Here is a 26,027-nt window from a genome sequence, read left to right as displayed (position 1 = left end):
CATACCACCCCCATTTCCTTTTTATCCGACTATTCTTTCAGCTTGATATCATCTGCATAGAACATCTCGTCCACACGTGGAGTAAACTCCACCCGGTTATTGACACCATAATTGAATTTGTTCTGGTACAAGAAAATTCGAGGGCGATCCACCGCCAGAATCTCCTGTGCTTTTTGATACTGCTCTGCTCTCTTCTGGTCATCCAGATTGGTAGAAGCGTCTTTCAGAAGCTTATCGACCTTCGAATTGCTATAATCGGTCTGGCCTTTGGCATTTTCCGTTGTAAATACTTCCAGCGGAAGCGGTGACTCAAACATGGAATTGCCTTTACCCTGAAGTGCCAGTTCTTTAAAGGTGTTGGAGTTATCCCGTTGTTTATATTGCGTCTGTTCCAGAATTTCAAGCTTCACCTTGAAGTTGACCTCTGTCAAATATGCAGCGATCGTCTCCGCGACCTCCTTCGTACTGGCCGGACTGCTCAACGTCAGCTCCACTCCATTCGGATACCCTGCTTCCACCAATAATTGCTTGGCACGTTCAGGATTATAGACATTCGTATTGAACAGCTTGGGGTCATGTCCCAGAATACCTGGACCAATCGCCTCCTGTGTGGGAACCCCTGCCCCACCAAGTACATTGTCTACGAGTGCCTTCTTATCAATAGCCAGCTCAATAGCTTCCCGCACTTTGGGATTAGCGGTTACGACTCCGGGTGTCTGACGCACCAGCAAGCTTTGGACCCGCGCGCTATCCTTATCGGTATAGTAAGTTGATCCGCTATCCTGTACACGCTGGATATCCCCGGGCGGAATGATGACGGCAATATCAATAGCGCCTGTCAACAGTTCGGATATGCGGGTCGTGGATTCAGGAATCGTACGGAACACCAGACGATCCCATTGGGGCTTATCTCCGTAATAGTCTGTATTTTTAACCAGCTCCACACGGTCGTCCTTAATCCATTTATCAAACTTATACGGGCCTGTGCCCACCGGATTCCGAATGAATCCTTCTACACCCTGTTTCTGAAAATAGGCTGCAGGCAGGATTCCCGAGCTAATTCTGCTTAAGCGGGCCAACATGATTGGGTCAGGTCCTTTCGTAATGATGTCCACGGTATAATCATCAATAACGTTCACCTGCTGAATACCGGAATATGCCGAATAATCCACCAGCGATTTATCTTTGGCTACGCGCTCCAGTGTAAATTTCACATCTGCGGCGGTGAATGGATCTCCATTATGGAATTTGACCCCCTTTCTCAACTCAAATCTCCATGTCTTGTCATTCGTTCGCTTCCAGGATGTAGCGAGGCCCGGTAGTTTTTTTTGCGGATCATTGCCGTCCTTCTTAACCAAATATTCAAACATATTGACATGAATCGATTCTGTCTGCGTGTTTCCATGATCGTGGATATCGAACGTTACGTTATCAATCGTGTTACCGATGGTCAGCGTCTTCTCCTGTCCTGATCCGTTCGTGCTCGCGCATCCCGTCACCGCCAAAACAATCATTAGCCATACCCAAGCTATTTTCCGCATCCTCTTCTACCTGCCTCTTCTATTTTTCTTCGATTTCTCTAAAACTTATTTTTTCCACTTGTTTAGTTGGTTTAAAATTTAAAAAAATAGAGACTTCGCTGTTATTCATTGTACTTAATACGAGGATCAAAAACTTTATAAGCAATATCCGTAATCACTGTGATCAGAATGACCATAATAGATACCACGAATACCGAAGCCTGAATGATCGCCATATCATGAGTATTAATAGCCTGCACAATCAGTTGCCCCATACCGGGCCAAGAAAATACAGTCTCTGTCACCAGTGATCCGCCTACCAAATTGGTGAATTGCAGCCCGGTTATCGTCACTACCGGAATTAACGCATTGCGCAAGGCATGCTTGTTGATCACGATCATTTCCCTAATTCCCTTGCTGCGGGCGGTTCGAATGTAGTCCTGTCCGATGATTTCCAGCATACTGGAACGGATTAATCGGGTCATTTCCGCCGCTATCCCTGTTCCCAATGTAATCGCCGGTAAGATCAAATGAGACAAGCCTCCTCTTCCAGATACCGGAGTCCAGCCCCAATGAACAGCTACGACCAGAATCAGCATGATGCCTACCCAGAAATTCGGCATGGCTTTACCTAGTACAGATACACCCGAAATGAAGATATCAATGAATGAATTACGCTTCACCGCAGACCATATCCCCAGAGGAATAGCGAGACAGCAAGCAATAATCATCGATGCAGCCGCTAACTCAAAGCTGGCAGGCAATCTCTCCAGAACGATGGGCAACGCGGGTTCACTGTAACGGAAGGAAGTGCCAAAATCACCTTGTACCAAATTAGAGAGAAAAATATAATACTGCACATATAGCGGCTGATCCAGACCAAGCGCCTCAGTCAAAATTCTCCGGTCCTCAGCTGTTGCCGTATCCGGTAGCATCATCGCCACAGGATCACCCGTTACTTGAACAAGAATGAATACAATCAGTGTGATAATAAAAAGCACCGGTACCACTTGCAGCATCGTTTTTCCAATATACTTACTCACCGATTCACATCCTCTATCAACTAATTCCGGGCTTCCTTCACAACACCCGTTCGAGTATGAATCACTTCTCCCTGAATATCCTGAGATTTCAGCAGCAGATTATAGATTGGACATACACACTTAACAGCGGCATGCAGCGCAATCGCCGCCTCTCTTTTTAGACCAAATATTCATTTAATGAACTCATATCTTATTCGCCTCCATCAGATATAAAAATATTAAATAAACTTTACTCATAGGTTTAATGAGTTTTTAGATTAAAAATAATGCCCTATTCCAGCCGACTGTATAGACGGACAAGATAGTGCTGCCTCCGTTATGCTTAATACTACTGTAATATAGAAACCATATCCGATAAAATCGAATTTTCTGATGCCCCGCCATATCAAATAGCTATGACAGTTCTTATCCATCACCGTATGTTCTGAAAATCCAGATCTTTGACAAAGCTCACAAAAGCCTTCACCACGTTCAATTGCAACGACTCCCCATGGTAAAACATCCACGTATTACGGTGAACAGGCTTCCCTTCCTGATTCTTAATTTCCACCTTCGTAATATCCTCTTCATCAAAATACATACTCGGCATAATCGCATAGCCCAGACCATTCATGACCATCTCCCGACAGCTGTCCACCTGATCCACTTCCATGCCTACCAAGGGAGGCACCGAATAATTCTCAGCCCACCAGTTGTCTATGGATGCTTTCAGTACATAATCCGTACCATAGTCAATTCGGGGTCGATTGGGCAGATCGCTCAGATCGATTTCACTTTTGGAAACAATGCACAGGGTGTCCTGAAATAAAAAATGCTTCTCATCTTTCCATGAATAATGACCCCGGATAAAGCCAATATGAATATCTTGATTAAAAATCAATTGATGGATTCTTTTACTCTGCCCCGCTATGACTTTGAATTCGACATCAGGATAACGCTCCTTGAACATTTTCAGAACCTTGGGCAGCTTATTTTTAGTGAAAAAGAAGCCCGCTCCCAGCCTTAACGTCCCGGTAACCTTATCTTCCATATTTAGCAGATCATCTTTTATCTTTTGATATTTTTTCAGCATTTCTTCAGCAGTCAGTGCCATATATTCCCCTTGGGGAGTGAAATTAACCCCCCGCCTTCCCCGCTGTACAATCGTAATGCCGAACTCCTTTTCAATATGCTGGAGTCGACTGGTTAAAGCAGGCTGTGACATAAACATGCTCTGGGCTGTTTTCGTAATATTTTTATGTGTATATAAAGCCTGTAATAGATGCCAATCCCGGTCTTCCATACCCATTCCCTCCTTCTCCGATTCTACTTCCAGTGCCCAATCGTATGATTCTTCCTCCTCTGCGACATACGCTTTTTCCCCACACTATACCAAACCCTCATTCCCAAAAACAACAAAAGACCCTCCTGCACTGAATCTGCAAAAGGGTCTTCTACTCTGGTTTTCATTTTTGGGGTCATTGAATATGCAATTCCTCATCATCACTCTGAGGTTCCACACCCCTATGTAGCCTAGCTTTTAAAATCAAGTCTCCTGCCTTAGCGTGGAGCCAGCTTCACCAAATTTTGCAGCCGTACCGGGAAAGAAGTCGACAGCGAAAAACCATAATCGAACAGCTTCCGTGTCTGCTCAAATCGCTTTTCCTTGCTCGGCGCGCCGAGTACCACAGCAATTAACCGTCTGCCATGCTGTTCGGCGGTACCCGTGAAGCAATATCCGGCATCGCTCGTATATCCGGCTTTCAGGCCATCCGTTCCGGCGTAAGAGTACGGTCCAGCCAGGGAAGGCAGCATCCAGTTCGTATTACTAATGTAGAGCCCCTTATCCTTTAACTCCATTTGCGTACGACTGGACGTTCTTAGAATCTCCGGATGTGACGCAATCAGGTAAGAAGCCAGCTTTGCCGTGTCGCTTGCTGTCATTTTCGTTTCTCCGCGAATATCCTCGGGATGATTCGGTCCCAATTCACTCTGCCCTGCTCCAGATGCATTGCTAAAGCGGCTGTCGGATGACAATCCAATTTGGACAGCTTTCTCATTCATACGCTTCACAAAAGCCGCTTCATTGCCTGCCGAGCGCTCTGCCAGTGCCACAGCTGCGTCATTGGCTGAATACACAACCATACTCTGGAACAGTTCGGATACCGTCATCCTTTCGCCATACCGTAGAGATAGATTTATACCCCCCACCGTACTCGCGTAACGGCTAATTCGCACCTCATCATTCCAGCCTAGCCGTCCAGTCCGAATATCCTCCAGCACCAACAGCTCGGTCATGAGTTTGGACATATTGGCGGAGGGCATAGGCGTATTGCCGTTCACATCCATCAGCAATTCCCCGGTATGCATGTCCATCAGTACCGCAGCCTCTGCATCCACATCCGGCTTCCCCACCAACAGGCGGGGTCCAAGTGTAATAAAAATCAATATGATAAGTACCGGGACAATAGTAGCCCAACGTAACCAGTGTTTTTTCATCATCGTAATAACCCCCATACTTATTAGACGATGAAAAATTCATTTTGTCTGCAATTTTTCGAAAAAAAGATACAATTTTTTCACCTTTTTTTATTCTACAGCAAAATGACAGGCTACAAAATGCTGGTCGCCCGCATCCCGATATACCGGAGCCTCTGTTTTACAGCGTGCTTCCGCCATAGGACAGCGCGTATGAAACTTGCAGCCGGACGGCGGATTGGCCGGAGAAGGAATGTCCCCTTTCAGGACAATTCGCTGTCTCTTGATCGTCGGATCGGGAATCGGAACCGCCGATAGCAGCGCCTTCGTATACGGATGAAGCGGATTGCGGAACAGCTCCTCCTTGGAAGCCAGCTCTACCATCGAGCCCAAATACATTACGCCAATGCGGCTGCACAGATGCTCAACCACACTCAGATCATGCGAGATAAACAGATACGTCAATTGACGTTCCTGCTGCAAATCGCTTAACAAGTTAATAATCTGGGCCTGAATGGACACATCCAGCGCAGATACAGGTTCATCTGCCACAATAAAATCAGGATTTAGGATCAAAGCCCGTGCAATCCCGATCCGCTGGCGCTGACCGCCGGAGAACTCATGCGGATACCGATCATAGTGATACAAAGACAGGCCGCAAATGTTCAGCGTTTCGTTAACCTTCTTCCGCAGCTCGCTACGGTCAATCAGTCCGTGATCCAGCAACGCCTCTCCGATGGCTTCACCGACCTTAATTCTCGGGTTCAAGGAGCTAAAAGGGTCCTGAAAGACGATTTGCAGCTTGGGACGAAGCGCTCGGATTCGCTCCTTGCTTAACGCGTGCAGGTCTTCTCCTTTGTATCGCACCGATCCATCCGTCTTATCCATCAGCCTGAGAATAGTCCGCCCAATCGTGCTTTTTCCACAGCCCGATTCCCCTACCAGACCGAAGGATTCTCCCTTATGAATGTCAAACGATACATCATCGACCGCTTTCACATGTCCGACCGTACGCTGAAAAACTCCGCCTGTGATCGGAAAATATTTTTTCAGCCCTTCCACCTGAATTAAAGGCTCGCTCATATCCGTTGCCCTCCTTCTTTCTCATATAGCCAGCAGGCAACCTTATGACCATTCTCCTTTTCGTTCAAGGGAGGAGCCTGATCCTTGCAAATTTGCATACAATGCGCACACCGATCATGAAAATGACAATTTTCCTCCAGCTCAATCGGATTGGGAACCTGACCGGGGATGGAGTACAGTCGATCCATTTTCTGATTAATGACAGGTTTCGCCTTTAATAGCCCTTGAGTATACGGATGCTGCGGGTTTTTGAACAGCTCAATGACAGGAGCCTCTTCAATGACGTTGCCGGCATACATGACGACCACATAATCAGCCATCTCTGCCACAACACCCAAATCGTGCGTAATCAGCATAATGGATGTTTTCAGCTTATCCTTCAAATCCCGCATCAAATCGAGAATTTGTGCCTGAATCGTAACATCCAGAGCCGTTGTCGGTTCATCTGCAATCAACAGCTTCGGATTACAGCTTAATGCGATGGCAATCATGATCCGCTGGCGCATGCCGCCACTCAGTTCGTGGGGATAGGAATGGAATATTTCCTCCGACCGCGAAATGCCTACCAGGCTAATCAGTTCAATCGCTCGCGCACGCGCTTCCTTTTTACTCATTAATGTATGCATGAGCAGCGGTTCCGTAATCTGTTCTCCAATCGTTAGCACCGGATTCAGAGAAGACATCGGCTCCTGAAAAATAATCGAAATGTCATTGCCGCGAATTTGCTGCATTTGACCTTTCCCCAGCGTTAAGAGGTTTTTGCCCTCAAACCAGATTTCACCGTCTGAGGTGTGAGGAGAATCAATCAGCTGCATCATTGTCATCGCCGTTACACTTTTACCACAGCCGGATTCCCCTACCACACAGAGCGTTTCACCCTCACGAATTTTAAAACTGACGTCATTGACCGCTTTGACAGTTCCGCTAGAGGTATGAAAGTGAGTTTTCAGGTTACGAAATTCAATCAAAGCATTTTCCATAAACGTTCGTCTCCTACTTCTTCATTTTAGGGTCCAGTGCATCGCGCAAACCATCGCCAATCAGGTTGATGGCTACAACTGTAATGAGTATACACATTCCTGGTGGAATCCATATCCAAGGCCGTTTGCGGAAGTCAATCAGGTTATTCGCAGCCGAAATCATATTCCCCCACGAAGGTGTAGGTGGCACCACGCCAATTCCCAGATAACTGAGCGCAGACTCTGTAATAATCGCACCCGCCACCCCGAGCGTAGCCGTAACAATAATGGTAGGAATGGTGTTCGGCAGCAAATGACGGAATATTTTTCGGCGATCCCTCAAGCCCAGCGCTTCTGTGGCCTGCATGAACTCCTGTTCACGCAGTGTAAGAATTTGCCCTCTGACCAGACGGGACAAACTCGTCCAGCTCAAGACCCCGATAATGAGCATCAGAAAATAAATCCGGTTCGACGGATCGACCTTCAAATCGGATAAAACCGCACCTAAAATAATAAGCAGCGGCAACGTAGGCAATGCCATAAAAATATCAGCAATCCGCATAATAATCGTATCCACGCTTTTACGGTAAAACCCTGCCAGTGCCCCTAACGTCGCACCGATGGCAACCGAAATAAACGTGGCAACCAGTCCTACCGTCAATGAAATACGACCAGCCAGCATTGTACGCAACAAAATATCTCTACCAAACTTATCCGTACCGAGCCAGTACTGAGCATTAGGCGATAAATTTTTGTCAGATAGCTTGTAATCATCTAAATGATAAGGTGAAATCATCGGCCCAAATATACAGATGATCACCATCAGAATCAAAATAACGAGTCCGGCTAAAGCCAGGCGGTTTCGGTTAAAACGGCGAACGGCGATTCTCCATGGAGACGCTTCAGGACGGATCGCCGCCTTTTGATTAGGTTCAATCGTGACGGTTTTTGCGGACAATAGTATCCCTCCTATTTCAAGCGAATTCTTGGATCTGCCATGCCATACAATACGTCAGAAAGTAGATTGCCAATGAGCGTAAGGACCGCCAGGAAAATGGTAAAGCCCAGCATAAACGGGTAGTCCCGCATGCTGATTGACTCCAGATAAACCTGCCCCACACCCGGCCACACGAATACCTTCTCCAGAATCATGGCCCCGCCAAATAAGGCCGGCAGCTCGAAGCCGAGCAATGTGATTGCCGGAATTAGTGCGTTGCGCAGAGCGTGCTTGAAAATAACCGTCCGTTCCTTCAACCCTTTGGCACGTGCAGTACGAATGTAGTCCTGACGGATAACCTCCAGCATGCCTGTACGGAAATACCGGGTTAGGCTGCCTGTACTCAACATCGTAAGTACGAGTGTCGGCAGGAACATATGCTTGAGAATATCCACCATATAAGCCCACGAGCCCGGCTCCATCCCTGCTGTAGTCATGCCGCCAACCGGAAGAATCCCCCATTCGAGTGCAAATATTTTGATCACCAAAAGGCCTATAAAGAATGATGGCAGTGACATACACAAGAAAATGAATAGCGTGACAAACTTATCGAACAACGAGTATTGAAACTTGGCTGAAAACACTCCTGCAATGACCGCAATCAGCCAGCTAAAAATAAGACTAAAAAAAGCAATAATAAAAGAATTCCATACATAATTGCCAATGACCTTCGTTACCGGCTGCTTATGCTGCAATGAATCTCCCATATTTCCCTTCAGCATATTACCGGCCCATATAAAATAGCGTTGGTACTCCGGCTTATCCAGCCCGTAGATATGTCGTAGCTGCTGCGCCTTTTCGGCGGTCATATTCGGGTTCTGCTTGGCTGTAATATAATCACCCGGCACCATGGCTGAAATCGCAAATACGATAATGGATATGCCAATAAGTGTGGGGATGAGCTGCAGCAGTCGGCGAATAATGTACTGCTTCATAATCATTCCTCCAGACGAATAAAGTGATATGCCCAGCCCGTGAGAGCTGAGCATATGATTGGCAACCCTTATTGAGCGATCTGAGCGTTATGCAAAGTGAATTCAAAATCCTTGTATGGTGAGATATCAAAGCCGGTCAAACGGCCATTAATCGGCCACATATCTCTGCGTTGGTACATAAAGATAACCGGCAAATCCTTGTTCAATTCTTGATAGAGCTGTTTGTAAATCTCCTTGCGCTTCTCTTGATTCAATTCATGCTTGCCGGCAAACGACAACTCATCGACCTTTTTGTTCGAGTAGCCGATATCATTTTGTGCACCATTTGTAATATAAGTCGTCGAATCCGGATCAGGTGTCAAGCCCCAAGCTGCAAAGAACATATCGTACTTGCCTGTATCCTTTTTATCCATAATTGCGTTAAAATCCAGCGTTTCGGACGTCAGCTTAATGCCCAGTTCCTTGTAGTTGTTCGTCATAATCGGCAGCAACGCTTCTACAACGGGATTATCGGCGGTCGCAGAGAAGTTAATGGTCAGTTTCTCTCCGTCCTTCTCACGGATACCGTCCGCGCCAGCCTTCCATCCTGCCTCATCCAGCAAAGCCTTCGCTTTAGCCATATCAAATTCATACTTGTTAATGCCTTCATCCGTGTAAGACCAGGATTCTGTAGACTGTGGAATGTTAATCACGTTCGCATATGGGCCATATACACCCTGCACAATCTCCTTGCGATTCAAACCAATAGTCAGAGCCTGGCGTACCTTAGGGTCCTGAAATTTCTTTTCTTTGTGGTTAAACGCGATATATCCATAGCCGTTCGTCGGCATAATATGCACATCCAGAAAGCCCAGAGCCTTCAATTCCTCTACATTATCCTCAGTAACCGTAACGTTATCCATATCTGTTTCACCTGTTTGCAGCATGGACAGGTTAGTCTCTTCCGTCGTTGTTTTGAAAATAACCGATTTCACTTTTGGTGCACCTTTGAAATAGTTTGGATTCGCTTCAAATACGACCTGTTGTCCCGGAGAAAAGCTCTTCAGCATATACTGTCCGGAGCCGATTGGCTTATTATTAAGCGCCTTAATGCTGTCCAGGCTGCCCTTTTTGTAGCCTTTTCCGTAATAAGCTTCTGGCATGAAGTATTGTTCACCCAAAAAATCCTTAGTATAGGCTGTTGCTTCTGTAACTGTTACTTCTACCGTGTTATCATCAATGACCTTGATACCGGAAATATCATTGGCTTTACCATCGTGATATTCTTTACCGCCTTTAATCTTGAACGACAAAATGTCAGTTTCACCATCGTAATTCGGATCATGCAGCACCTTGAGAACAAAGGCATAATCCTTCACCGTTACCGGCGTGCCGTCGCTATACTTCACACCTGGTTTCAGATGGAATGTATATTTTAGACCGTCCTGCGATACATCAACTTTATCGGCGAGACTATTTTCATATGTACCATCTGCTTTTACCTGCAAAAAGGAATCAAATACGGTTCTGACTACATACAGATCGTAAGTCGTTTGCCAGAAAAACGGATTAAATACCCCTTTAGGTGACGTCATACCTACCACTATATTATCTTTTCGATTAGTTGCTCCCGGTGGATTTTGTGCCAGATCCGTCGCTTTAATGACACCCTCCGTCACTTGTGTACTGGCTTCATTACCCTCTGTTTTATTATCCGCATTGCCCTGCTGTTGCTGTGCCTCATTAGCACCTCCACTGCATCCTGCAAACAGAACACCAACCATCGTAAGCACCATAAGCAAAGAAAGCCATTTCTTAGTCATTACCATCCTGTTAATCCCCCTTAGTCGGTTCTTTATTTAACAGCTTGACTTATTCCTGCGGTAATTCATTAAAGCTTTAGGTTTAAAAATGTAAGTCTGTACATCCTCCTTACTGTCACACATGATAGCGTAAACACGTGTTTTAGACCTTTGGTCAATTTTGTGAACTGGTAACCATTACATTTTTATTAAGGTTTATCTTAAGTGTAAAATAACATCACGTCAATATCTTTTTTTATGTAATATAAAAGTTTTAAATATCTATTTATGTAAAATTCATGAATTAAATTTGTATAAAATGAAGGAATATAGCACTTGGTGTAATATAAAATAACATTATGGAGAACCGGAATGTTTGCTCTGGCGAGTTGAGGAACTTGTAATCTTACAAGTGAATAAAAGATAAACTTACGTGCTATGGTTAAACATGGATTGTATTATTAGTAAGTTACAATAGATGGGACTTGATGTCAATATAAAAAGTCACAAAAAAAGAGACACTCCCGGAATCGGGAACATCTCTTTTTTCTCTCCATTCACTACTATTCAGTAGTGTAAGGAAGCAATGCGATTTGACGGGAACGTTTGATCGCGATTGTCAACATACGTTGATATTTTGCGCTTGTTCCAGTTACACGACGAGGAAGAATTTTTCCACGCTCGCTGATGAATTTTTTAAGCAGGTCTGTATCTTTATAGTCAATGTGAGTAATTTTGTTCACAGTGAAGAAACATACTTTACGACGTTTGTTGCGACCACCACGACGAGCTGGTCTTTTGTTATCGTCTCCGCCTTCTCTTTGTCTGAAGCCCATTCTTTGTCAGTCCTTTCCCAATTAAAATGGTAAATCATCATCCGAAATATCGATCGGTTTTCCGTCATCGGAAAAAGGATCCTGATTGTTTCGCGAGTTATTATTCCCGCGTCCACTATTGCTGTTACCGCCTCCGAAAGGAGACTCCTCACGCATACCTCCACCGCTATTGCCGCCACCGTTGCCGCTATCGCGGTTAGATTCCAAGAAACGCACATTATCAGCTACAATTTCAGTCACGTATACACGTTTTCCTTCATTGTTCTCATAGTTACGCACTTGAACACGGCCTTCAACAGCCGTCAGACGACCTTTACGAAGATAGTTAGCGCACGTTTCAGCAAGCTGACGCCAGGTTACGATCGGCAAGAAATCCGCTTCCCGTTCGCCGCCTTGACTTGTAAACGGACGGTCTACAGCCAGGGTGAACTGGGTTACTGCTACACCCGACGGTGTATAGCGCAGCTCCGGATCTTTGGTCAACCGACCGATCAGAATGACACGGTTCAACAATCCAATCCCCTCCTTTGAGCGTTGTTCATTACATAATCACGTACAATAATTAAGCTACGTCGTTCGTAATGAGATAACGAATTACTTCGTCAGAAATTTTCATGATACGCTCAAGCTCAGTAACAACAGCAGGTTCTGCTGTGAAGTTAACCAGAACGAAAGAACCATCACGGAATTTCTTGATCTCATACGCAAGACGGCGTTTAGTTACATCATGATTCGTAATTTCGCCACCGCCGTTAGAGATGATACCTTGGAATTTGTCGACTGTCGCTTGAACAGCTTCTTGTTCAATGTCAGGACGAATAATGTACATCACTTCATATTTGCGCATTCTTTACACCTCCTTATGGACATAAGGCCCTCAATCTTGGTTGAGAGCAAGGAACGAGCCTAAACTCGCACTAAAACAGTTTACCAAATTGAGCGACTGAATGCAACCTGCTGGAACAAAAATTACGCATAGATATCGCTTCCGCATGTTTCTGTTCAGGACAGCGCACAATAACCGTTGCAGTTCAAATTCATTTATCTAAGGGAGGTACAATTCATGGGTGAAAAAACCGAATTTGAGCCAGGTGACAAGGTCCCAAATGATGGCGTATATATGGAAGTGGGCGAGAAAAGCTTTCACACCGAAATTCAAAACCCGCAGCAGGTAACGCTGGAAAGAGGCGATTTTTTTCCGGAAACCACCAACCATAACCGCAAGTGGAAGAAAAAAACGAAAGCCCGCGTTCACTAATGTATATTTCTTCGGAATCCGGGCCATATTATGATTAGGCGGTACAACAGAGAGGTGTGGTTCCGTTGGACAACGTAGCCGGACAAACTGTTAGGAGATCCATTCAAGGCATTAGAAGCGTTAGGTTTGTGTAAAAGGACACTGTCTTTTCAACACTGGTATTGCTTGTCAGTACACCAAGTTTCATATGTGATTGGACAGATCGTATCCTGTTAAAAATGTACCGCCTACGATGGAGGACCTTTGGGGTCCTCCTTTGTTGCATTATCGTACTTTTTGCATATACTGGTAAAATGCAGATTAATTCAGCTCCTTCTGCTAGAATATATCCAAGTACAAGACCTACTATTACGGAGGTTTTAAGATGAGCTATTCTCGAATACTAAAATGGATATCAGGTATATTCGAATTGGTGCTTGCTGTACCGATCGTGGGAGGAGCCATTGTCATAGGGACGGGTTATTCGGCTCTGGGCTTCATGCTAATCCTGCATGCAGTGACACTCATCCTGTCCTTACGCAATCAGGAGGGTATCTACGGCTCTGTATGGGGTATACTCACTTCCTTGCTTGCCTGGATTCCCATCATCGGCTGGGTCCTCCATTTGATTGCAGCCATCCTTCTGATGATCTCCGGCTCGAAAAAAACAAAACGCTATCATTTTCCGCCAAACCAACTATAACCACCCCAAATACTCCTGACGGTACTGATTTCTTCTGCTGTCGGGAGTATTTTTTTGCTGTAACGGATATACCTCTCAGAAGGAACAACTTAACCCTTATTTTTTACAAGATCGAGCTGTAGGTCTCCCCTTCCCCGCAGACACAGCAATTCATCGAACAGGAAAGTAAGACCACTTTTGTCCCTCCAATCTCTGATGATGTCCGTTACTACCTCCATCAAATCACGCCGAATCCCCTCTGTCAGTTGTAACCCTGCACTATCACCCTCGATGAACAAATGTGTGTGCTCCGGCTCATCCAACCTGCGTACCTGACGCAGACACAGCACACCATTGTCCAGATAGAAGAAGTAGCATCCTTTATATAGCACCCCTTCGAATATCTCATACATATGCGGCAAATCATACGGCCCGTATCCCATCGAAGCCCATTCCAATCCCAACGATTTACTCATACATTGGTTCCCCTCCTTCTCCCTTTATCCATTTTAGTTATTAAACCAATTAGAGACTCATCTTCCTTAATGTTTTTTTAAATTCGTACGCTTATGCGTACAACATGTATCTCAATTACATTGTACGCTTATAAGTACAGTCAACGGTTTTTAAAATATAAATAGGAGTGTGTGGGATGAAGGTAAAAGTAATGCTTGGCGAGTTGATCAAAGCGAGGGGGATTTCTCTAAACGAATTGTCTCACAAGACTGGTGTCCGTAGGGCGGCACTATCTGAACTTGCAAACGAGAAGAGAGAAAACATAAACTTCAAACATATTGAAGAAATCGCAGATGCGTTAGACATTACGGACATCCGTGAAATAATCACACTTATAGATGAAGATTGAAACAAATTAGTACTATACATGCTAGTCCCGATCAACGCGTACGAATTGATATCGACTCCGATTGACCACGTGCCAAAATCCGGTGCGACTCCGTACCTTTCGAAGACTTGATACGTTTATTCCATACCAATATCATTCCGTGCAAGTGAACGGAATGATAAAGCTTATTTTTCTATAGAGATATGCTAATATAATAATGCAGTTAAGAACTAGTTTGTGTGATATGGGAGGGTTCATATTGAAACTAACAACGTCGGATCAAGCTGATCACCATTCTATTTTTGAAGAGACCAGACGTCAAGATGCAGACGGAATCGAGTTTTGGTCAGCCAGGGATATTGCAAAAATACTTGAGTATACTGAATACCGTTATTTTATCCCTGTAATTGAACGCGCTAAGAGATCATGTGAAAATAGTGGACAAATCACTGAGGAACACTTCATCCCAATGACTGACTTTGTAGAACTCGGTAAAGGTGGAAAACGTGAAGTTGAATCTTTTAAGCTTTCACGTTATGCATGTTACCTCATTATTCAGAATGCTGATCCCTCAAAAGAAGTTGTGGCATTAGGACAAACATACTTCGCTGTCCAAACACGTAAACAAGAACTATTTGAACATGCCTCAGAAGATGAAAAGAGATATATGCTTCGTGAAGAATTAAAAAATCATAACACCGCTCTGGCTGATGCGGCCTACGAGTCCGGTGTTGTTACTCCATTAGAGTTTGCAGTATTCCAAAATCATGGTTATAAAGGACTTTACGGCGGGCTAGACAAAACTGGGATACACGAAAGAAAAGAGCTTAAGAAATCACAAAAAATTTTAGACCATATGGGCACGACGGAGCTTGCCGCGAATCTCTTTCGGGCAACACAAACAGAAGACAAGCTCCGCAGAGACGGTATATCGGGACGTACAGCAGCAAACCAGACCCACTTTGAAGTGGGCAAGAAAGTCCGCCAAACAATAGCTGATTTGGGAGGGACTATGCCGGAGGACTTGCCCACGTACGAGAGTATAAAAAAAGTTGAAAAACGACTTAAGAAAAAACAAACAGATTCGACAATTAAATAAGATTATCTAGCATGTCTCCTATTTTCTTTTTGTTATTCTAGACAGCGGAGAGTACTTTTGTGCTCATCCGCTAAATTCCCTTCGATAACCTGTGTATACTCCCGCATTATTGAAATATCCACGTACCCATCAACTTTTGTAAATGGAGTATCGACATTCCATTTTTAGCCGCCGCCATAGTAGAAAATTTATGCCTCAATACATGCAACGCATTGACCGCACAATTTGTTTTTTCACATAGTCCATTTTGGACTTTTCTAGCGCTCAAACTTCCCCGAGACGCATTCCACTATCTAGTATCAGCGTCATGACTACCGGCTTGCGTGCGCTGATTGTCTTGCGTCCTGTACGTTTATCCATACTAAAAAACCCCCTACGCATGGTTAGCGTAAGAGGTTAACGGACTCTCATTTAGGTATATCGGAATCATCTAGCTCAATTTCGTGTAAAATCGTACGGCTTTCAATCCACATATCGTACTGAAAACGCCAGTAGCGCTTGTTTACGTATAGTGGCGGAAAGAGTGGGATTCGAACCCACGCACGCCTCGCGACGCCTAACTGATTTCGAGTCAGCCCCCTTGGACCTCTTGGGTACCTTTCCGCAGCAAGGTTTATTATATCATCATTGCAGCCATGACGCAAGCTGATTCTTGTCCATCATGATTCATTTTCTCGGCTCAAATGGTTTCCGAATTCTGCTCGTCAGCATTGGACTTCGAGCGCAGCACCTTCTTCATATTCTTTTCGAATTTGGCACGCGGGATCAGCACACTATGCTGGCAACCGACACACTTGATTCGAATGTCCATCCCCATACGGATAATTTCCATTTCATTTGTTCCGCAGGGATGAGGCTTCTTCATCTGCACAATGTCCCCTAGCTCAAACGACTTACGCTCCACCCTTTTCTCCCCCTTTTCCTTCCTCGTAATCTTCTTTCTCAAGGGTTACCGACGTCTCCAGCACGGCCTGCCGATACTCCTCATCCTCCAGAGCCTTCTTGATGTTATTGTGGATATCCCGCTCGACCACAGCCGCTGTATTCGGCATACATTCCGCCACTACACGCACAATATACTCTGCTGTAGTCATGGACTGGACCCCCAGCACATCCGGTATATTCAGCACCTGTGCATTGGACTCCTCAATTCCCCGGATTGCCTGCTTGACCAGACCAACCGCTTCTTCCAGACTACGCTCCGCCTTCATCGGTACGTCGACTACCGCCAATGCGTTGGACATGGAGAAGTTCGTAACTGTCGTAATGGAGCCGTTCGGTAAAATGTAAACCTCTCCTTTCCAGCTCACCAGTCTGGTTGTACGCAGCCCAATCATTTCTACCGTTCCTTTGAAGGTTCCTGTCTGAATGACGTCTCCTACGGCAAACTGATCCTCAAAAATTATAAAAAATCCGGTGATTACATCCTTAACCAGGCTCTGTGCCCCAAAACCGACAGCTAATCCAAGAACTCCGGCTCCGGCAATCAGAGGTCCGAGATTAATCCCCATTTGCGACAATACCAGCATAATCAAAATGAAATTGAAGACAATATTGGTTACATTCTTTAGAAGCTCCCCAACAGTCGTTAACCGTCGCGTATTTAATCGGAACCTGCCGTTATTTCCCTTTTGCTGCATCGACTTATCTATAATTTTATTAATAACCCGAATAAAGATACGTGTAATGATGAAAATAATAGCAATTTTCAAAATGACAAACAAAAAGGCCGACCACATCTCACCATCTGTAATAAACTTCCACACAACATCCTTCAAGTGAATTGCACCCTTCACTACCTCTTCTGTGCCTGTGTCGCCCTCCAGCCAATGCATAAAGGTCATGCTGTATTCCTCCTTAAACAAGGGAACTTCTCTTCCAGCTTCCCACATTCTATTTCCTACAATATAAACTCATCAACTGATGATTCATACGCCTATGAATAATCTACTTTCCCAAGTATAAAAACACAAACTTATCCATATACTAGCTACTATATAAAACGAGCGCAACCGGCACACTCCATTACAGAGCGAAAGGAAGATATCATGTCTCATCCATCTGACTTCATTCCGGGGCAAGAACCCCTTAGCCTAAAAATATCACATACCGACCCCGGGATCCAATCAGCCATCATCCATCGTTTGCTGTTCCATCTGCATCAGGCACCGAGTCTACAGAATATCGTCATCATTTGCATTGGCACCGACCGTTCTACTGGAGATTGCCTCGGACCGCTCGTAGGTACCCATTTATTACGCTATAAAAGCCCCCTATTTAACCTATATGGTACATTAGACGAGCCTGTGCATGCTATGAATCTGCAAACGACGCTTAATGACATATATGCGCGGTATGAACAGCCTTACATCATCGGCATCGATGCATGCCTTGGACAAACCTCCAGTGTTGGGTGCATCCAGGTCGCAGAGGGTCCGCTAAAGCCTGGAGCAGGCGTAAATAAAGAATTACCGCCGGTTGGCGATATCCATTTGACAGGTATCGTTAACGTCGGCGGCTTCATGGAGTACTTCGTATTGCAAAATACAAGGCTAAATCTGGTAATGAAATTATCAGATATCATTGCTAGCAGCTTATACTCCGCGATTAAGGAGTGGCATTACCGTTCTGTCCTGCTTGCTGCGCAAGAGTAATGGCTTCCTTTTCTTCAGGTGATAAGGAATAGGATGATTGTCCAGCTTCCAGAGGCTTGGCATACACATAAGAGCCATCCCGGTTATAGATACCGGTTAACACAATGCCATCCTGATTGTTATCTACAATAGCCAAAGAGAAGCTCAAATCACTTCCTCTTTCGCCAAAAGCATTATAACGCTTGATGCCTACATTCCCCTTCAATCCAGTCAATTTGCTACGTAGAGATTTCATACTTGCACGATGGGTCGCCTGCTCATCCTCAATCGTATCCATCTGTACTTTCAAATCAATCAGCAGCGTTTCCAAATTCTCGACACCACTGCCTGCCATCATGGTCTCATACTTGCGCCGCATTTTCTTCAATTTTGCACCCTGTACAATAATAACAATCAACAGTAAGAGCAAAATGAACACGATCCCTGCAACGATTCCAGCAAGCTGTTCCATGATTAGTCCATTCAATTCAGCCATATGCTTGTTTCTACCCCTCTACCTCGAAAATCATGTACCTGTATATCTTATATTTTATACGTTTGAGAACAGCGAAACAAATAACAGAAGGCTATTAGTTTACCCATCAATACCATTCTGATTCTTACAGATTCAGACAAAGCAAAGACATATCTCACTTTCCGTTTTGCTCAAGGAGACATGTCCATATTGTTACAGACTACTGCAATAGCTCCAGTAATCTTTCCAAATCCTGCTGGCTGTAATAATTTAATTCGATTTTGCCTTTATCCTTATTGTGCTTAATTTTTACAGTCGTTTTAAAACGCTCACGCAGGGACTCTTCCATATGGTCAATATAGGGGTCCTTTTTTCGCACCTTGGCTTTGGCCTTCGTTTCCCCAGGTTTATGATCCAGCTGTTGTACAGCTTCCTCCAGTTCGCGAACACTCCACTGCTGCTCAATACATTGCAGTGCTAGCTGCTTCACTATACTTGGATCTTTGAGTCCAACAATGGCTCTGGCATGTCCCATCGACAATGTTCCACGTGAAACATGATCTTTAACTTCCTCCGGTAATGCAAGCAAGCGAAGAAAATTGGCAATATGAGAACGTGATTTCCCAACCTTCATGGACAATTCTTCCTGCGTTAAGGAAAATTGATCCATTAATCCCTGATAAGCTACTGCCACTTCCATCGCATTCAAATTTTCACGTTGTAAGTTTTCAATCAAGGCAATTTCCATCACCTGCTGATCCGTAAAATTGCGAACGACCACAGGTATGGTTGGATTCCCACAAAATTGGGACGCCCGAAAACGTCTTTCCCCTGCTATAATTTCGTATCCTCTTAATACACTACGCGCGATAATAGGCTGGATAACACCGTGTTGACGAATGGATTCCGCTAACTCTTTAATGGATTCATCATCAAATGTTTTCCGAGGCTGGTACGGGTTCGCACGCAACTGGCTAAGCGGAATGTCAACAACCTTGTCCTCTTCATTGACTGTAAGGGAGGGAATGAGTGCATCCAGTCCTTTTCCCAACCGTTTACTCATAAGATACCACTTCCTTTGCCAACTCAATATATACCTCTGCCCCACGAGAGCGGGGATCATACGTAATAATGGACTGGCCATGCGATGGGGCTTCGCTAAGTCTTACATTGCGTGGAATAATTGTCTGATAGACCTTACTTTGAAAATACTTTTTCACTTCTTCAATCACCTGAATACCCAAATTCGTACGAGCATCAAACATCGTCAACAACACACCTTCAATTTGCAATGAGGTGTTCAGATGCTTTTGTACTAATCTTACGGTATTTAATAGCTGGCTTAATCCTTCCAATGCGTAATATTCACACTGAATCGGAATAATGACCGAATCAGAGGCTGTCAATGAATTGAGCGTCAAAATACCCAACGATGGAGGGCAATCAATTAATATATAGTCATAATTATGCTTCACGAGCTGGAGCGATCTCTTTAATCTCAGCTCACGAGATATGGTCGGTACCAGCTCGATCTCCGCACCGGCTAGCTGAATGGTTGCTGGAATAATATCCAGTCCCTCAACCTGTGTGTTGACAATCGCCTCACTAGGATCAACCTCATTAATGAGTACATCATAAATACAATTTGCCACATCCGCCTTATTGATACCCACACCGCTGGTTGTATTACCTTGCGGGTCGATATCCACGAGCAATACCCTTTTGCCGAGGGAAGCAAGTCCGGCGCCCAAATTCACGGAAGTAGTTGTTTTGCCCACTCCGCCCTTTTGATTGGCTACGGCTATTATTTTTGACACTTCATTCACCTCATAATTTAATCGGAATTCTGCTACATTCCATGATGCAAAATGCTCTATGGAGACGTTACTTAATCCTTAGCTTACGGATAACGGCAATTTTATAAAATAGAATACGAGTATGCTGCGGTTTTATTGGGCGTTAGACAGAAAAAGCGGCAATTGCTGCCGCCTGTACGCTGCATCCCTTACTTACGTTTGGGAATTTGAATGACAATCTCATAGTGATCCTCGTGATCGGATTCCTTGGTTTTGATATCCAGGCCTGAGCCAGACACCATATCAATGGATTGACGAATCGTATTCAGCGCAAGCCGGACATCCTTGGTAAAGGAAATCCGCTTGGATTTCTTATTCGTTGACACTTGTTTATAAAAGGCAACTCGTGCCTCTGTCTGCTTTACATTGAGTTCCTTAGAAATGACTTCATCTAAAACCTTATACTGTAGCTCTTCGGTCTCTAATGACAATAACGCACGAGCATGACGCTCGGACACCTTCCGTTCCATTAAAGCTTCTTTCACTCTCTCTGGCAGATGAAGCAGTCTTATCTTGTTGGCAATGGTGGATTGGCTTTTACCCAGTCGCTGAGCAAGGCTTTCCTGAGTAAGCTGATGGAGATCAATCAACTTCTGATAAGCCACTGCTTCTTCAATCGCAGTCAGCCCTTCCCGTTGAAGATTCTCAATCAACGCGATGGATGCAGCTTGCGAATCATTAAACTCACGAACAATGGCTGGAATTGTGTCCATTCCCAGCTTGGTAACAGCTCTCCAACGGCGTTCCCCTGCTATAATTTCATATTGTCCATTACGGAAACGAACGACAATCGGTTGAATTACACCATGCGTCTTAATGGTCTGGCATAGCTCATCAATCTTCTCGTCGTCAAATATGGTGCGGGGCTGATAAGGACTGCTGACAATATCCCGAACAGGAAGTTGCTTTATTTCGTCCCCAGTAGATCGCTCCGTCAAACCAAATAGCCTGGAAAATTGTTCTTTCATTCCGTATAATACCACCTAATTTCATAATAGCACCATACTTACAGCGCTTCGTGAAAAACAGTTCCTTACGCGGATCATAGACCCCTTTTATATGAGAAAGCCCCGTAAGTGGATACACTTCGCGTGCTCTCCCGACCTTGTTGCCCCACTTCCCTATATGTATGCTGGAAGAGGATTTTGCAAAATCCCCGGATAAATGAGTACGGGAAGTAGTCAACTGATATTAAAACGATTATCTCTATTCTATCACTTTTTCAGCCATAATCCTATCGCCTCTACCAGCTTTTCGGAAGGATCAGATAATAAATTGTCCTCCTATCCCGCTACCTATTCAGTCATTTTCCTTTTCGTTACAAAGTAATTCCCCCGTATCTACAAATTTTCGATAGAAAGAGCCTACTTAGCCATAAAAAAAGTGAATGTTTCACGTGAAACACTCACTTTCTTTCAAACATTTACACTAACGGTGATTTCAAAGGCGTACCCGGCTTACGCGGATATTTCCGTGGGGTAGCTGCCCTTTTTTCAATAATAATCATATGTCTGGCTGCATCTTCAACAGGTAGTTGAAAGGCTTGGACATGCTTGATTTTCCCTTTTAGCTCTTTCAAGCTGAAGGAAGCCTCCTTGATTTCTTCCGCTGGATCACTGCCCTTCATCGCAGCAAAGTGACCTCCTTCACGGACAAAAGGCAAACAGAATTCATTCAGTACTGCAAGACGGGCAACAGCTCTGGCTGTAACCAGATCGTAGCTATCGCGATAGCCTGTTTTACGTCCTAATTCCTCTGCCCTGCTGTGAATCAGTTCAACATTTTCTAACCCCAACTGCTCTACTACATGTGCTAAGAATTGTATGCGTTTGTTCAACGAGTCCACAATAGTCAACTGAATATGTGGAAAACATATTTTCAAAGGAATTCCAGGAAAGCCTGCGCCTGAACCAATGTCAGCCAGGCTTCCCACATCCTTTAACGGAACATAGAAGGCGAGTGAAAGAGAATCGTAAAAATGCTTGGTGTACACCGCATCACGCTCTGTAATCCCCGTAAGATTCATTTTTTCATTCCACTCCACCAACACACGATAATACGTTTCAAACTGCTCTAGCTGATCGTCATTAATCACAATGCTATGCTCGGCCAGCCGCTGCTTAAATTGCTGTTGTATGTCGTCCATTATGATCCCCTTGCTGCCGTTACGCGGTTATAGTGCTCCAGATAAACCAACAAAATGGAAATATCCGCAGGAGTCACACCCGAGATACGGGATGCCTGACCAATGGACATCGGACGGATTTTTTCGAGCTTCTGCTTCGCTTCAATAGCCAAACCTTGAACCTCATTGTATGCAATATCTTCTGGAAGCTTCTTTTTCTCCATCTTTTGCAGACGTTCTACATGCATCAATTGCTTTTCAATGTAGCCCGCATACTTAATTTGAATTTCGACCTGCTCCTGCTCTTCCTCAGTAAGAGCGACAGGTGAAGGTGAAATCTGCGCCACTTGTGCATAGCTGATCTCTGGTCGACGCAGCACTGTTAACAAATTACTGCCATCTTGTATTGGTGCGGAACCACCTTGCTCCAGCATTTCATTTACATCAACTGGACGAACCTTCGCCAAGCGAAGACGCTCAATCTCCTGCTCTACCTTTTGCTTTTTATCCAAAAAGCGCTCGTACCGCTCATCCGTAATCAGGCCAATCTCATGCCCAATCGGCGTCAACCGCAGATCTGCATTATCATGACGCAGCAACAAACGATATTCTGCACGGGACGTCAGCAGACGGTAAGGCTCATTCGTACCTTTAGTCACCAGATCGTCGATCAGAACCCCAATGTAGCCTTGAGAGCGATCCAATACAACCGGCTCTTTACCCTGCACCTTGCGAGCTGCGTTAATCCCTGCCATAATGCCTTGGCCCGCAGCTTCCTCGTAACCGGAGGTACCGTTAATTTGACCTGCTGTGAACAAGCCGGGAACCTTTTTCGTTTCCAAAGTAGGCCACAACTGCGTAGGCACCATCGCATCATACTCGATAGCGTAACCGTTACGCATCATTTCTACCTTTTCCATCCCCGGAATGGTGCGCAGTATAGCCAATTGCACATCCTCTGGCAGGCTGGTCGACAAGCCTTGAACATAGTATTCAGATGTGTTTTTACCTTCAGGCTCCAAGAAGATTTGGTGCTTCGGCTTATCACTGAAACGCACCACTTTATCCTCAATAGATGGACAGTAGCGTGGCCCTGTTCCTTCAATCAGACCGGAGAACATCGGCGCACGATGCAAATTATCATTAATAATTTGGTGTGTTTCTACAGAAGTATACGTCAGCCAGCAAGGAAGCTGCTCATTATCCGAAGACTTCGTCTCGTAGGAAAAAAACTTCGGTTGGTCATCTCCCGGCTGAATTTCCGTTTTGCTAAAATCAATCGTATCCTTATGCACCCGCGGTGGTGTTCCTGTTTTGAATCGAACGAGATCGAAGCCCAGCTCTTTCAAATGCTCAGCCAATCTCACTGAAGGCTGCTGATTGTTTGGACCACTCTCATACATCAGCTCACCCATAATGATTTTTCCACGCAAATAGGTGCCGGTCGTCAGCACAACTGCTTTACTCCGATACTCTGTGCCCGTCTTCGTAATCACACCCACGCAATGGCCGTCTTCTATAATCAGTTCTTCTACCATACCTTGGCGCAAGGTCAGATTGGATTCCTTCTCCATCGTTTCCTTCATTGTATGCTGATAAGAGAACTTGTCAGCCTGTGCACGCAATGCGTGAACCGCAGGTCCTTTACCCGTATTCAGCATACGCATTTGGATAAAGGTCTTGTCGATGTTGCGACCCATTTCACCGCCCAAAGCATCGATTTCCCGCACCACATGACCTTTTGCAGGGCCGCCAATAGACGGGTTGCAGGGCATAAACGCGACCATATCCAGGTTAATTGTAATCATCAACGTACGACAGCCCATCCGGGCTGCTGCCAAAGCGGATTCTACACCCGCATGGCCTGCGCCTACGACAATGACGTCATAGTCGCCTCCTTGATATCCCATACCTCTCTTACCTCCTTATACACTCCGGTCTTCCGCCGAATATGTCTTGTATATCTATAACGATAGCAGGGCTTATACCAGCCATGCTTGAATGTCCTATTTGCCCAGACAAAATTGTGAAAATATTTGATCTATTAACGCATCATGCGCAGTATCGCCCACGATCTCGCCCAAATGCTCCCACGCCAGCCTTACATCAATCTGAATCATGTCGATCGGTACAAATTGATCAGCCGCTTCATAGGCATCCACCAGGGATTGGCGAGCCTTCTTCAACAAAGCAATATGCCGTACATTGCTGACATATGTCATATCTGCTGATTCCAGCTTGCCGCTGAAGAATAAATTCGATATCGCCTGCTCCAGTCGGTCTGCTCCCTCATGCTCCTTGACAGACATCGGTACGATGAGCTCTTCAGGTACATAGCGCAGCAGCAAATCCCGGTCCACTTGGGCCGGTAAGTCCATTTTATTCATAATGACAATCGCTTGTCTACCGCGGATTTGTTCCAGTAATGCCATTTCATCCTCATGTAGCGGTTCGTTGGCGTTAATCACGACAAGCAACAGATCCGCTTCACTGACAGCCGTTCTCGAACGCTCTACTCCGATTCGTTCCACCACATCCATCGTTTCGCGAATGCCGGCCGTGTCCAGCAGCTTGAGCGGGATGTTATTCACTGTCACATATTCCTCAATCACATCACGGGTGGTGCCCGGAATATCGGTCACAATCGCCCGTTCACCCTGGGCCAGTGTATTCAACAGCGAGGATTTGCCCACATTCGGCCTGCCGACAATCGCCGTGGTCAGACCCTCCCGCAAAATTTTCCCCTGCTCCGCCGTATGCAGCAGCCGATCAATTTCCGCCATAACCTGACTGCTCTTATCCTTAATTAACTCAGACGTAAAGGATTCCACGTCATGTTCAGGATAGTCAATGTTTACTTCAATATGGGCAAGCGTCTCTACCAAAACATTACGCAAGCGACGAATATTCTGTGACAGCTGTCCATCCACCTGCTTTAGAGCTACCGAAAAAGCTTTATCCGACTTCGAGCGAATGAGGTCAATGACCCCCTCCGCCTGACTCAGGTCAATACGACCATTCAAAAAAGCACGCTTCGTGAATTCGCCCGGCTCGGCCAAGCGTATATTTTGCAGCAGTAATAAATCCATAACCCGTTTGACGGCTACCACCCCGCCATGAGTGCTGATCTCTACTACATCTTCTGTTGTAAAAGAGCGTGGCGCCCGCATCACCGTAACTAAAACCTCCTCCACCTTTTCCTGGTTGTGAGGATCTATAATGTGTCCATAGTGTACTGTGTGAGATGGAGCCTTGCTTAGAGGCGTTTTGCTGCGGAACAAAGCCTCCACTTCCGTGACAGCTTCCGGGCCGCTGACCCGTATGACCGCAATGCCGCCTTCGCCGACTGCCGTTGCAATGGCAGCTATGGTATCGCTCAGCATATCGTTTCTACCTCCTATCAAGTAGAAACGGCTTTGCCGTCCTTGATTAAGGACGGCACCCGTTTCAGTCAGAAATATAAGA

27 protein-coding genes and 1 tRNA gene are annotated in these 26,027 nt (G+C 45.2%); 5 read left to right on the top strand and 23 right to left on the bottom strand.

Annotated features, from left to right (window positions below):
• Positions 1 to 29 precede the first annotated feature (29 nt).
• The 12 genes from BAZ21_RS23080 to rpsF form a co-directional block, all read right to left on the bottom strand.
• Entirely contained in the window at positions 30 to 1,541 is a 1,512-nt protein-coding gene (locus tag BAZ21_RS23080; RefSeq protein ID WP_068505261.1) for an ABC transporter substrate-binding protein, read from the bottom strand.
• A gap of 101 nt (positions 1,542 to 1,642) precedes the next feature.
• Entirely contained in the window at positions 1,643 to 2,563 is a 921-nt protein-coding gene (locus BAZ21_RS23075) for an ABC transporter permease (protein WP_084011871.1), read from the bottom strand.
• Between the two features lie 412 nt (positions 2,564 to 2,975).
• Positions 2,976 to 3,845 (bottom strand): LysR family transcriptional regulator, encoded by an 870-nt coding sequence (locus BAZ21_RS23070; protein ID WP_068505260.1) that lies wholly within the window; start codon positions 3,843 to 3,845, stop codon positions 2,976 to 2,978.
• A 257-nt stretch (positions 3,846 to 4,102) separates the two neighbouring features.
• Positions 4,103 to 5,044, bottom strand: a complete 942-nt coding sequence (locus tag BAZ21_RS23065; RefSeq protein ID WP_068505259.1) for a D-alanyl-D-alanine carboxypeptidase family protein — start codon at positions 5,042 to 5,044, stop codon at positions 4,103 to 4,105.
• An 87-nt stretch (positions 5,045 to 5,131) separates the two neighbouring features.
• Complete coding sequence (locus BAZ21_RS23060; protein WP_068505258.1) at positions 5,132 to 6,103, bottom strand: ABC transporter ATP-binding protein; 972 nt, start codon at positions 6,101 to 6,103, stop codon at positions 5,132 to 5,134.
• Positions 6,100 to 7,083, bottom strand: coding sequence for an ABC transporter ATP-binding protein (locus tag BAZ21_RS23055; protein WP_068505257.1), 984 nt, complete (start codon positions 7,081 to 7,083; stop codon positions 6,100 to 6,102). Before BAZ21_RS23055 ends, BAZ21_RS23060 begins: the two co-directional genes overlap by 4 nt.
• Before the next feature lie 13 nt (positions 7,084 to 7,096).
• Positions 7,097 to 8,020 carry an oligopeptide ABC transporter permease gene (gene opp4C, locus BAZ21_RS23050; protein ID WP_068505256.1) on the bottom strand — a complete coding sequence of 308 codons (924 nt, stop codon included), beginning with the start codon at positions 8,018 to 8,020 and terminating at the stop codon, positions 7,097 to 7,099.
• Between the two features lie 11 nt (positions 8,021 to 8,031).
• Positions 8,032 to 8,994 carry an ABC transporter permease gene (locus BAZ21_RS23045; RefSeq protein WP_007433226.1) on the bottom strand — a complete coding sequence of 321 codons (963 nt, stop codon included), beginning with the start codon at positions 8,992 to 8,994 and terminating at the stop codon, positions 8,032 to 8,034.
• A gap of 68 nt (positions 8,995 to 9,062) precedes the next feature.
• A complete protein-coding gene (locus tag BAZ21_RS23040) occupies positions 9,063 to 10,802 on the bottom strand; it encodes an ABC transporter substrate-binding protein (protein ID WP_068505255.1) in 1,740 nt (579 codons plus the stop codon).
• 536 nt (positions 10,803 to 11,338) lie between these two features.
• Positions 11,339 to 11,611, bottom strand: coding sequence for a 30S ribosomal protein S18 (rpsR, locus tag BAZ21_RS23035; RefSeq protein ID WP_007433228.1), 273 nt, complete (start codon positions 11,609 to 11,611; stop codon positions 11,339 to 11,341).
• A 21-nt stretch (positions 11,612 to 11,632) separates the two neighbouring features.
• A complete protein-coding gene (gene ssb / locus BAZ21_RS23030) occupies positions 11,633 to 12,124 on the bottom strand; it encodes a single-stranded DNA-binding protein (RefSeq protein WP_010346813.1) in 492 nt (163 codons plus the stop codon).
• Between the two features lie 49 nt (positions 12,125 to 12,173).
• Positions 12,174 to 12,458, bottom strand: coding sequence for a 30S ribosomal protein S6 (gene rpsF / locus BAZ21_RS23025; protein ID WP_007433230.1), 285 nt, complete (start codon positions 12,456 to 12,458; stop codon positions 12,174 to 12,176).
• A 216-nt stretch (positions 12,459 to 12,674) separates the two neighbouring features.
• Between rpsF and BAZ21_RS23020 the strand changes: the two genes are divergently transcribed.
• Complete coding sequence (locus tag BAZ21_RS23020) at positions 12,675 to 12,869, top strand: YjzC family protein (RefSeq protein WP_068505254.1); 195 nt, start codon at positions 12,675 to 12,677, stop codon at positions 12,867 to 12,869.
• Between the two features lie 364 nt (positions 12,870 to 13,233).
• Positions 13,234 to 13,551 carry a hypothetical protein gene (locus BAZ21_RS23015; RefSeq protein WP_068505253.1) on the top strand — a complete coding sequence of 106 codons (318 nt, stop codon included), beginning with the start codon at positions 13,234 to 13,236 and terminating at the stop codon, positions 13,549 to 13,551.
• Positions 13,552 to 13,640: 89 nt separating this feature from the next.
• On the opposite strand, the gene BAZ21_RS23010 is transcribed toward BAZ21_RS23015, so the two are convergent.
• Complete coding sequence (locus BAZ21_RS23010) at positions 13,641 to 14,006, bottom strand: hypothetical protein (protein WP_068505252.1); 366 nt, start codon at positions 14,004 to 14,006, stop codon at positions 13,641 to 13,643.
• A gap of 176 nt (positions 14,007 to 14,182) precedes the next feature.
• Between BAZ21_RS23010 and BAZ21_RS23005 the strand changes: the two genes are divergently transcribed.
• Together BAZ21_RS23005 and dinD are read left to right on the top strand one after the other, a co-directional pair.
• Entirely contained in the window at positions 14,183 to 14,395 is a 213-nt protein-coding gene (locus BAZ21_RS23005; RefSeq protein ID WP_068505251.1) for a helix-turn-helix domain-containing protein, read from the top strand.
• Positions 14,396 to 14,633: 238 nt separating this feature from the next.
• Positions 14,634 to 15,473, top strand: coding sequence for a DNA damage-inducible protein D (gene dinD / locus BAZ21_RS23000; protein WP_256022373.1), 840 nt, complete (start codon positions 14,634 to 14,636; stop codon positions 15,471 to 15,473).
• Positions 15,474 to 15,985: 512 nt separating this feature from the next.
• On the opposite strand, the gene BAZ21_RS22995 is transcribed toward dinD, so the two are convergent.
• From BAZ21_RS22995 to BAZ21_RS22985, 3 genes are all read right to left on the bottom strand, one after another.
• Positions 15,986 to 16,076, bottom strand: a tRNA-Ser gene (locus BAZ21_RS22995).
• A gap of 76 nt (positions 16,077 to 16,152) precedes the next feature.
• Complete coding sequence (locus tag BAZ21_RS22990) at positions 16,153 to 16,377, bottom strand: DUF951 domain-containing protein (protein ID WP_007433236.1); 225 nt, start codon at positions 16,375 to 16,377, stop codon at positions 16,153 to 16,155.
• Complete coding sequence (locus BAZ21_RS22985) at positions 16,367 to 17,317, bottom strand: mechanosensitive ion channel family protein (protein ID WP_068505250.1); 951 nt, start codon at positions 17,315 to 17,317, stop codon at positions 16,367 to 16,369. The genes BAZ21_RS22990 and BAZ21_RS22985 overlap by 11 nt, the downstream gene beginning before the upstream one ends.
• Positions 17,318 to 17,521: 204 nt before the next feature.
• On the opposite strand from BAZ21_RS22985, the gene yyaC reads away from it, so the two are divergent.
• The gene (yyaC, locus tag BAZ21_RS28205; protein ID WP_084011869.1) at positions 17,522 to 18,127 is read left to right on the top strand and encodes a spore protease YyaC; all 606 of its coding nucleotides are present in this window, start codon (positions 17,522 to 17,524) and stop codon (positions 18,125 to 18,127) included.
• Here yyaC and BAZ21_RS22980 read toward each other — a convergent pair.
• The 7 genes from BAZ21_RS22980 to mnmE all read right to left on the bottom strand — a co-directional run bounded on the left by BAZ21_RS22980 (position 18,081) and on the right by mnmE (position 25,945).
• Positions 18,081 to 18,602 (bottom strand): DUF4446 family protein, encoded by a 522-nt coding sequence (locus BAZ21_RS22980; RefSeq protein ID WP_068505249.1) that lies wholly within the window; start codon positions 18,600 to 18,602, stop codon positions 18,081 to 18,083. The two genes, yyaC and BAZ21_RS22980, sit on opposite strands and share 47 nt — an antisense overlap.
• Positions 18,603 to 18,801: 199 nt before the next feature.
• Entirely contained in the window at positions 18,802 to 19,644 is an 843-nt protein-coding gene (locus tag BAZ21_RS22975; protein WP_068505248.1) for a ParB/RepB/Spo0J family partition protein, read from the bottom strand.
• Positions 19,637 to 20,398 carry a ParA family protein gene (locus BAZ21_RS22970; RefSeq protein ID WP_068505247.1) on the bottom strand — a complete coding sequence of 254 codons (762 nt, stop codon included), beginning with the start codon at positions 20,396 to 20,398 and terminating at the stop codon, positions 19,637 to 19,639. The genes BAZ21_RS22975 and BAZ21_RS22970 overlap by 8 nt, the downstream gene beginning before the upstream one ends.
• A gap of 188 nt (positions 20,399 to 20,586) precedes the next feature.
• The gene (noc, locus tag BAZ21_RS22965) at positions 20,587 to 21,405 is read right to left on the bottom strand and encodes a nucleoid occlusion protein (RefSeq protein ID WP_068505246.1); all 819 of its coding nucleotides are present in this window, start codon (positions 21,403 to 21,405) and stop codon (positions 20,587 to 20,589) included.
• A gap of 455 nt (positions 21,406 to 21,860) precedes the next feature.
• Positions 21,861 to 22,583, bottom strand: a complete 723-nt coding sequence (gene rsmG / locus BAZ21_RS22960; RefSeq protein ID WP_068505245.1) for a 16S rRNA (guanine(527)-N(7))-methyltransferase RsmG — start codon at positions 22,581 to 22,583, stop codon at positions 21,861 to 21,863.
• Positions 22,583 to 24,472, bottom strand: coding sequence for a tRNA uridine-5-carboxymethylaminomethyl(34) synthesis enzyme MnmG (gene mnmG, locus BAZ21_RS22955; protein ID WP_068505244.1), 1,890 nt, complete (start codon positions 24,470 to 24,472; stop codon positions 22,583 to 22,585). The genes rsmG and mnmG overlap by 1 nt, the downstream gene beginning before the upstream one ends.
• A gap of 96 nt (positions 24,473 to 24,568) precedes the next feature.
• Positions 24,569 to 25,945, bottom strand: coding sequence for a tRNA uridine-5-carboxymethylaminomethyl(34) synthesis GTPase MnmE (gene mnmE / locus BAZ21_RS22950; protein WP_068505243.1), 1,377 nt, complete (start codon positions 25,943 to 25,945; stop codon positions 24,569 to 24,571).
• Positions 25,946 to 26,027 lie beyond the last annotated feature (82 nt).

Source organism: Paenibacillus kribbensis (assembly GCF_001705305.1).
GTDB lineage: Bacteria > Bacillota > Bacilli > Paenibacillales > Paenibacillaceae > Paenibacillus > Paenibacillus kribbensis_B.
The sequence above is the reverse complement of the archived record's forward strand: the minus strand, read 5'-3'. Positions and strand labels throughout refer to the sequence as shown.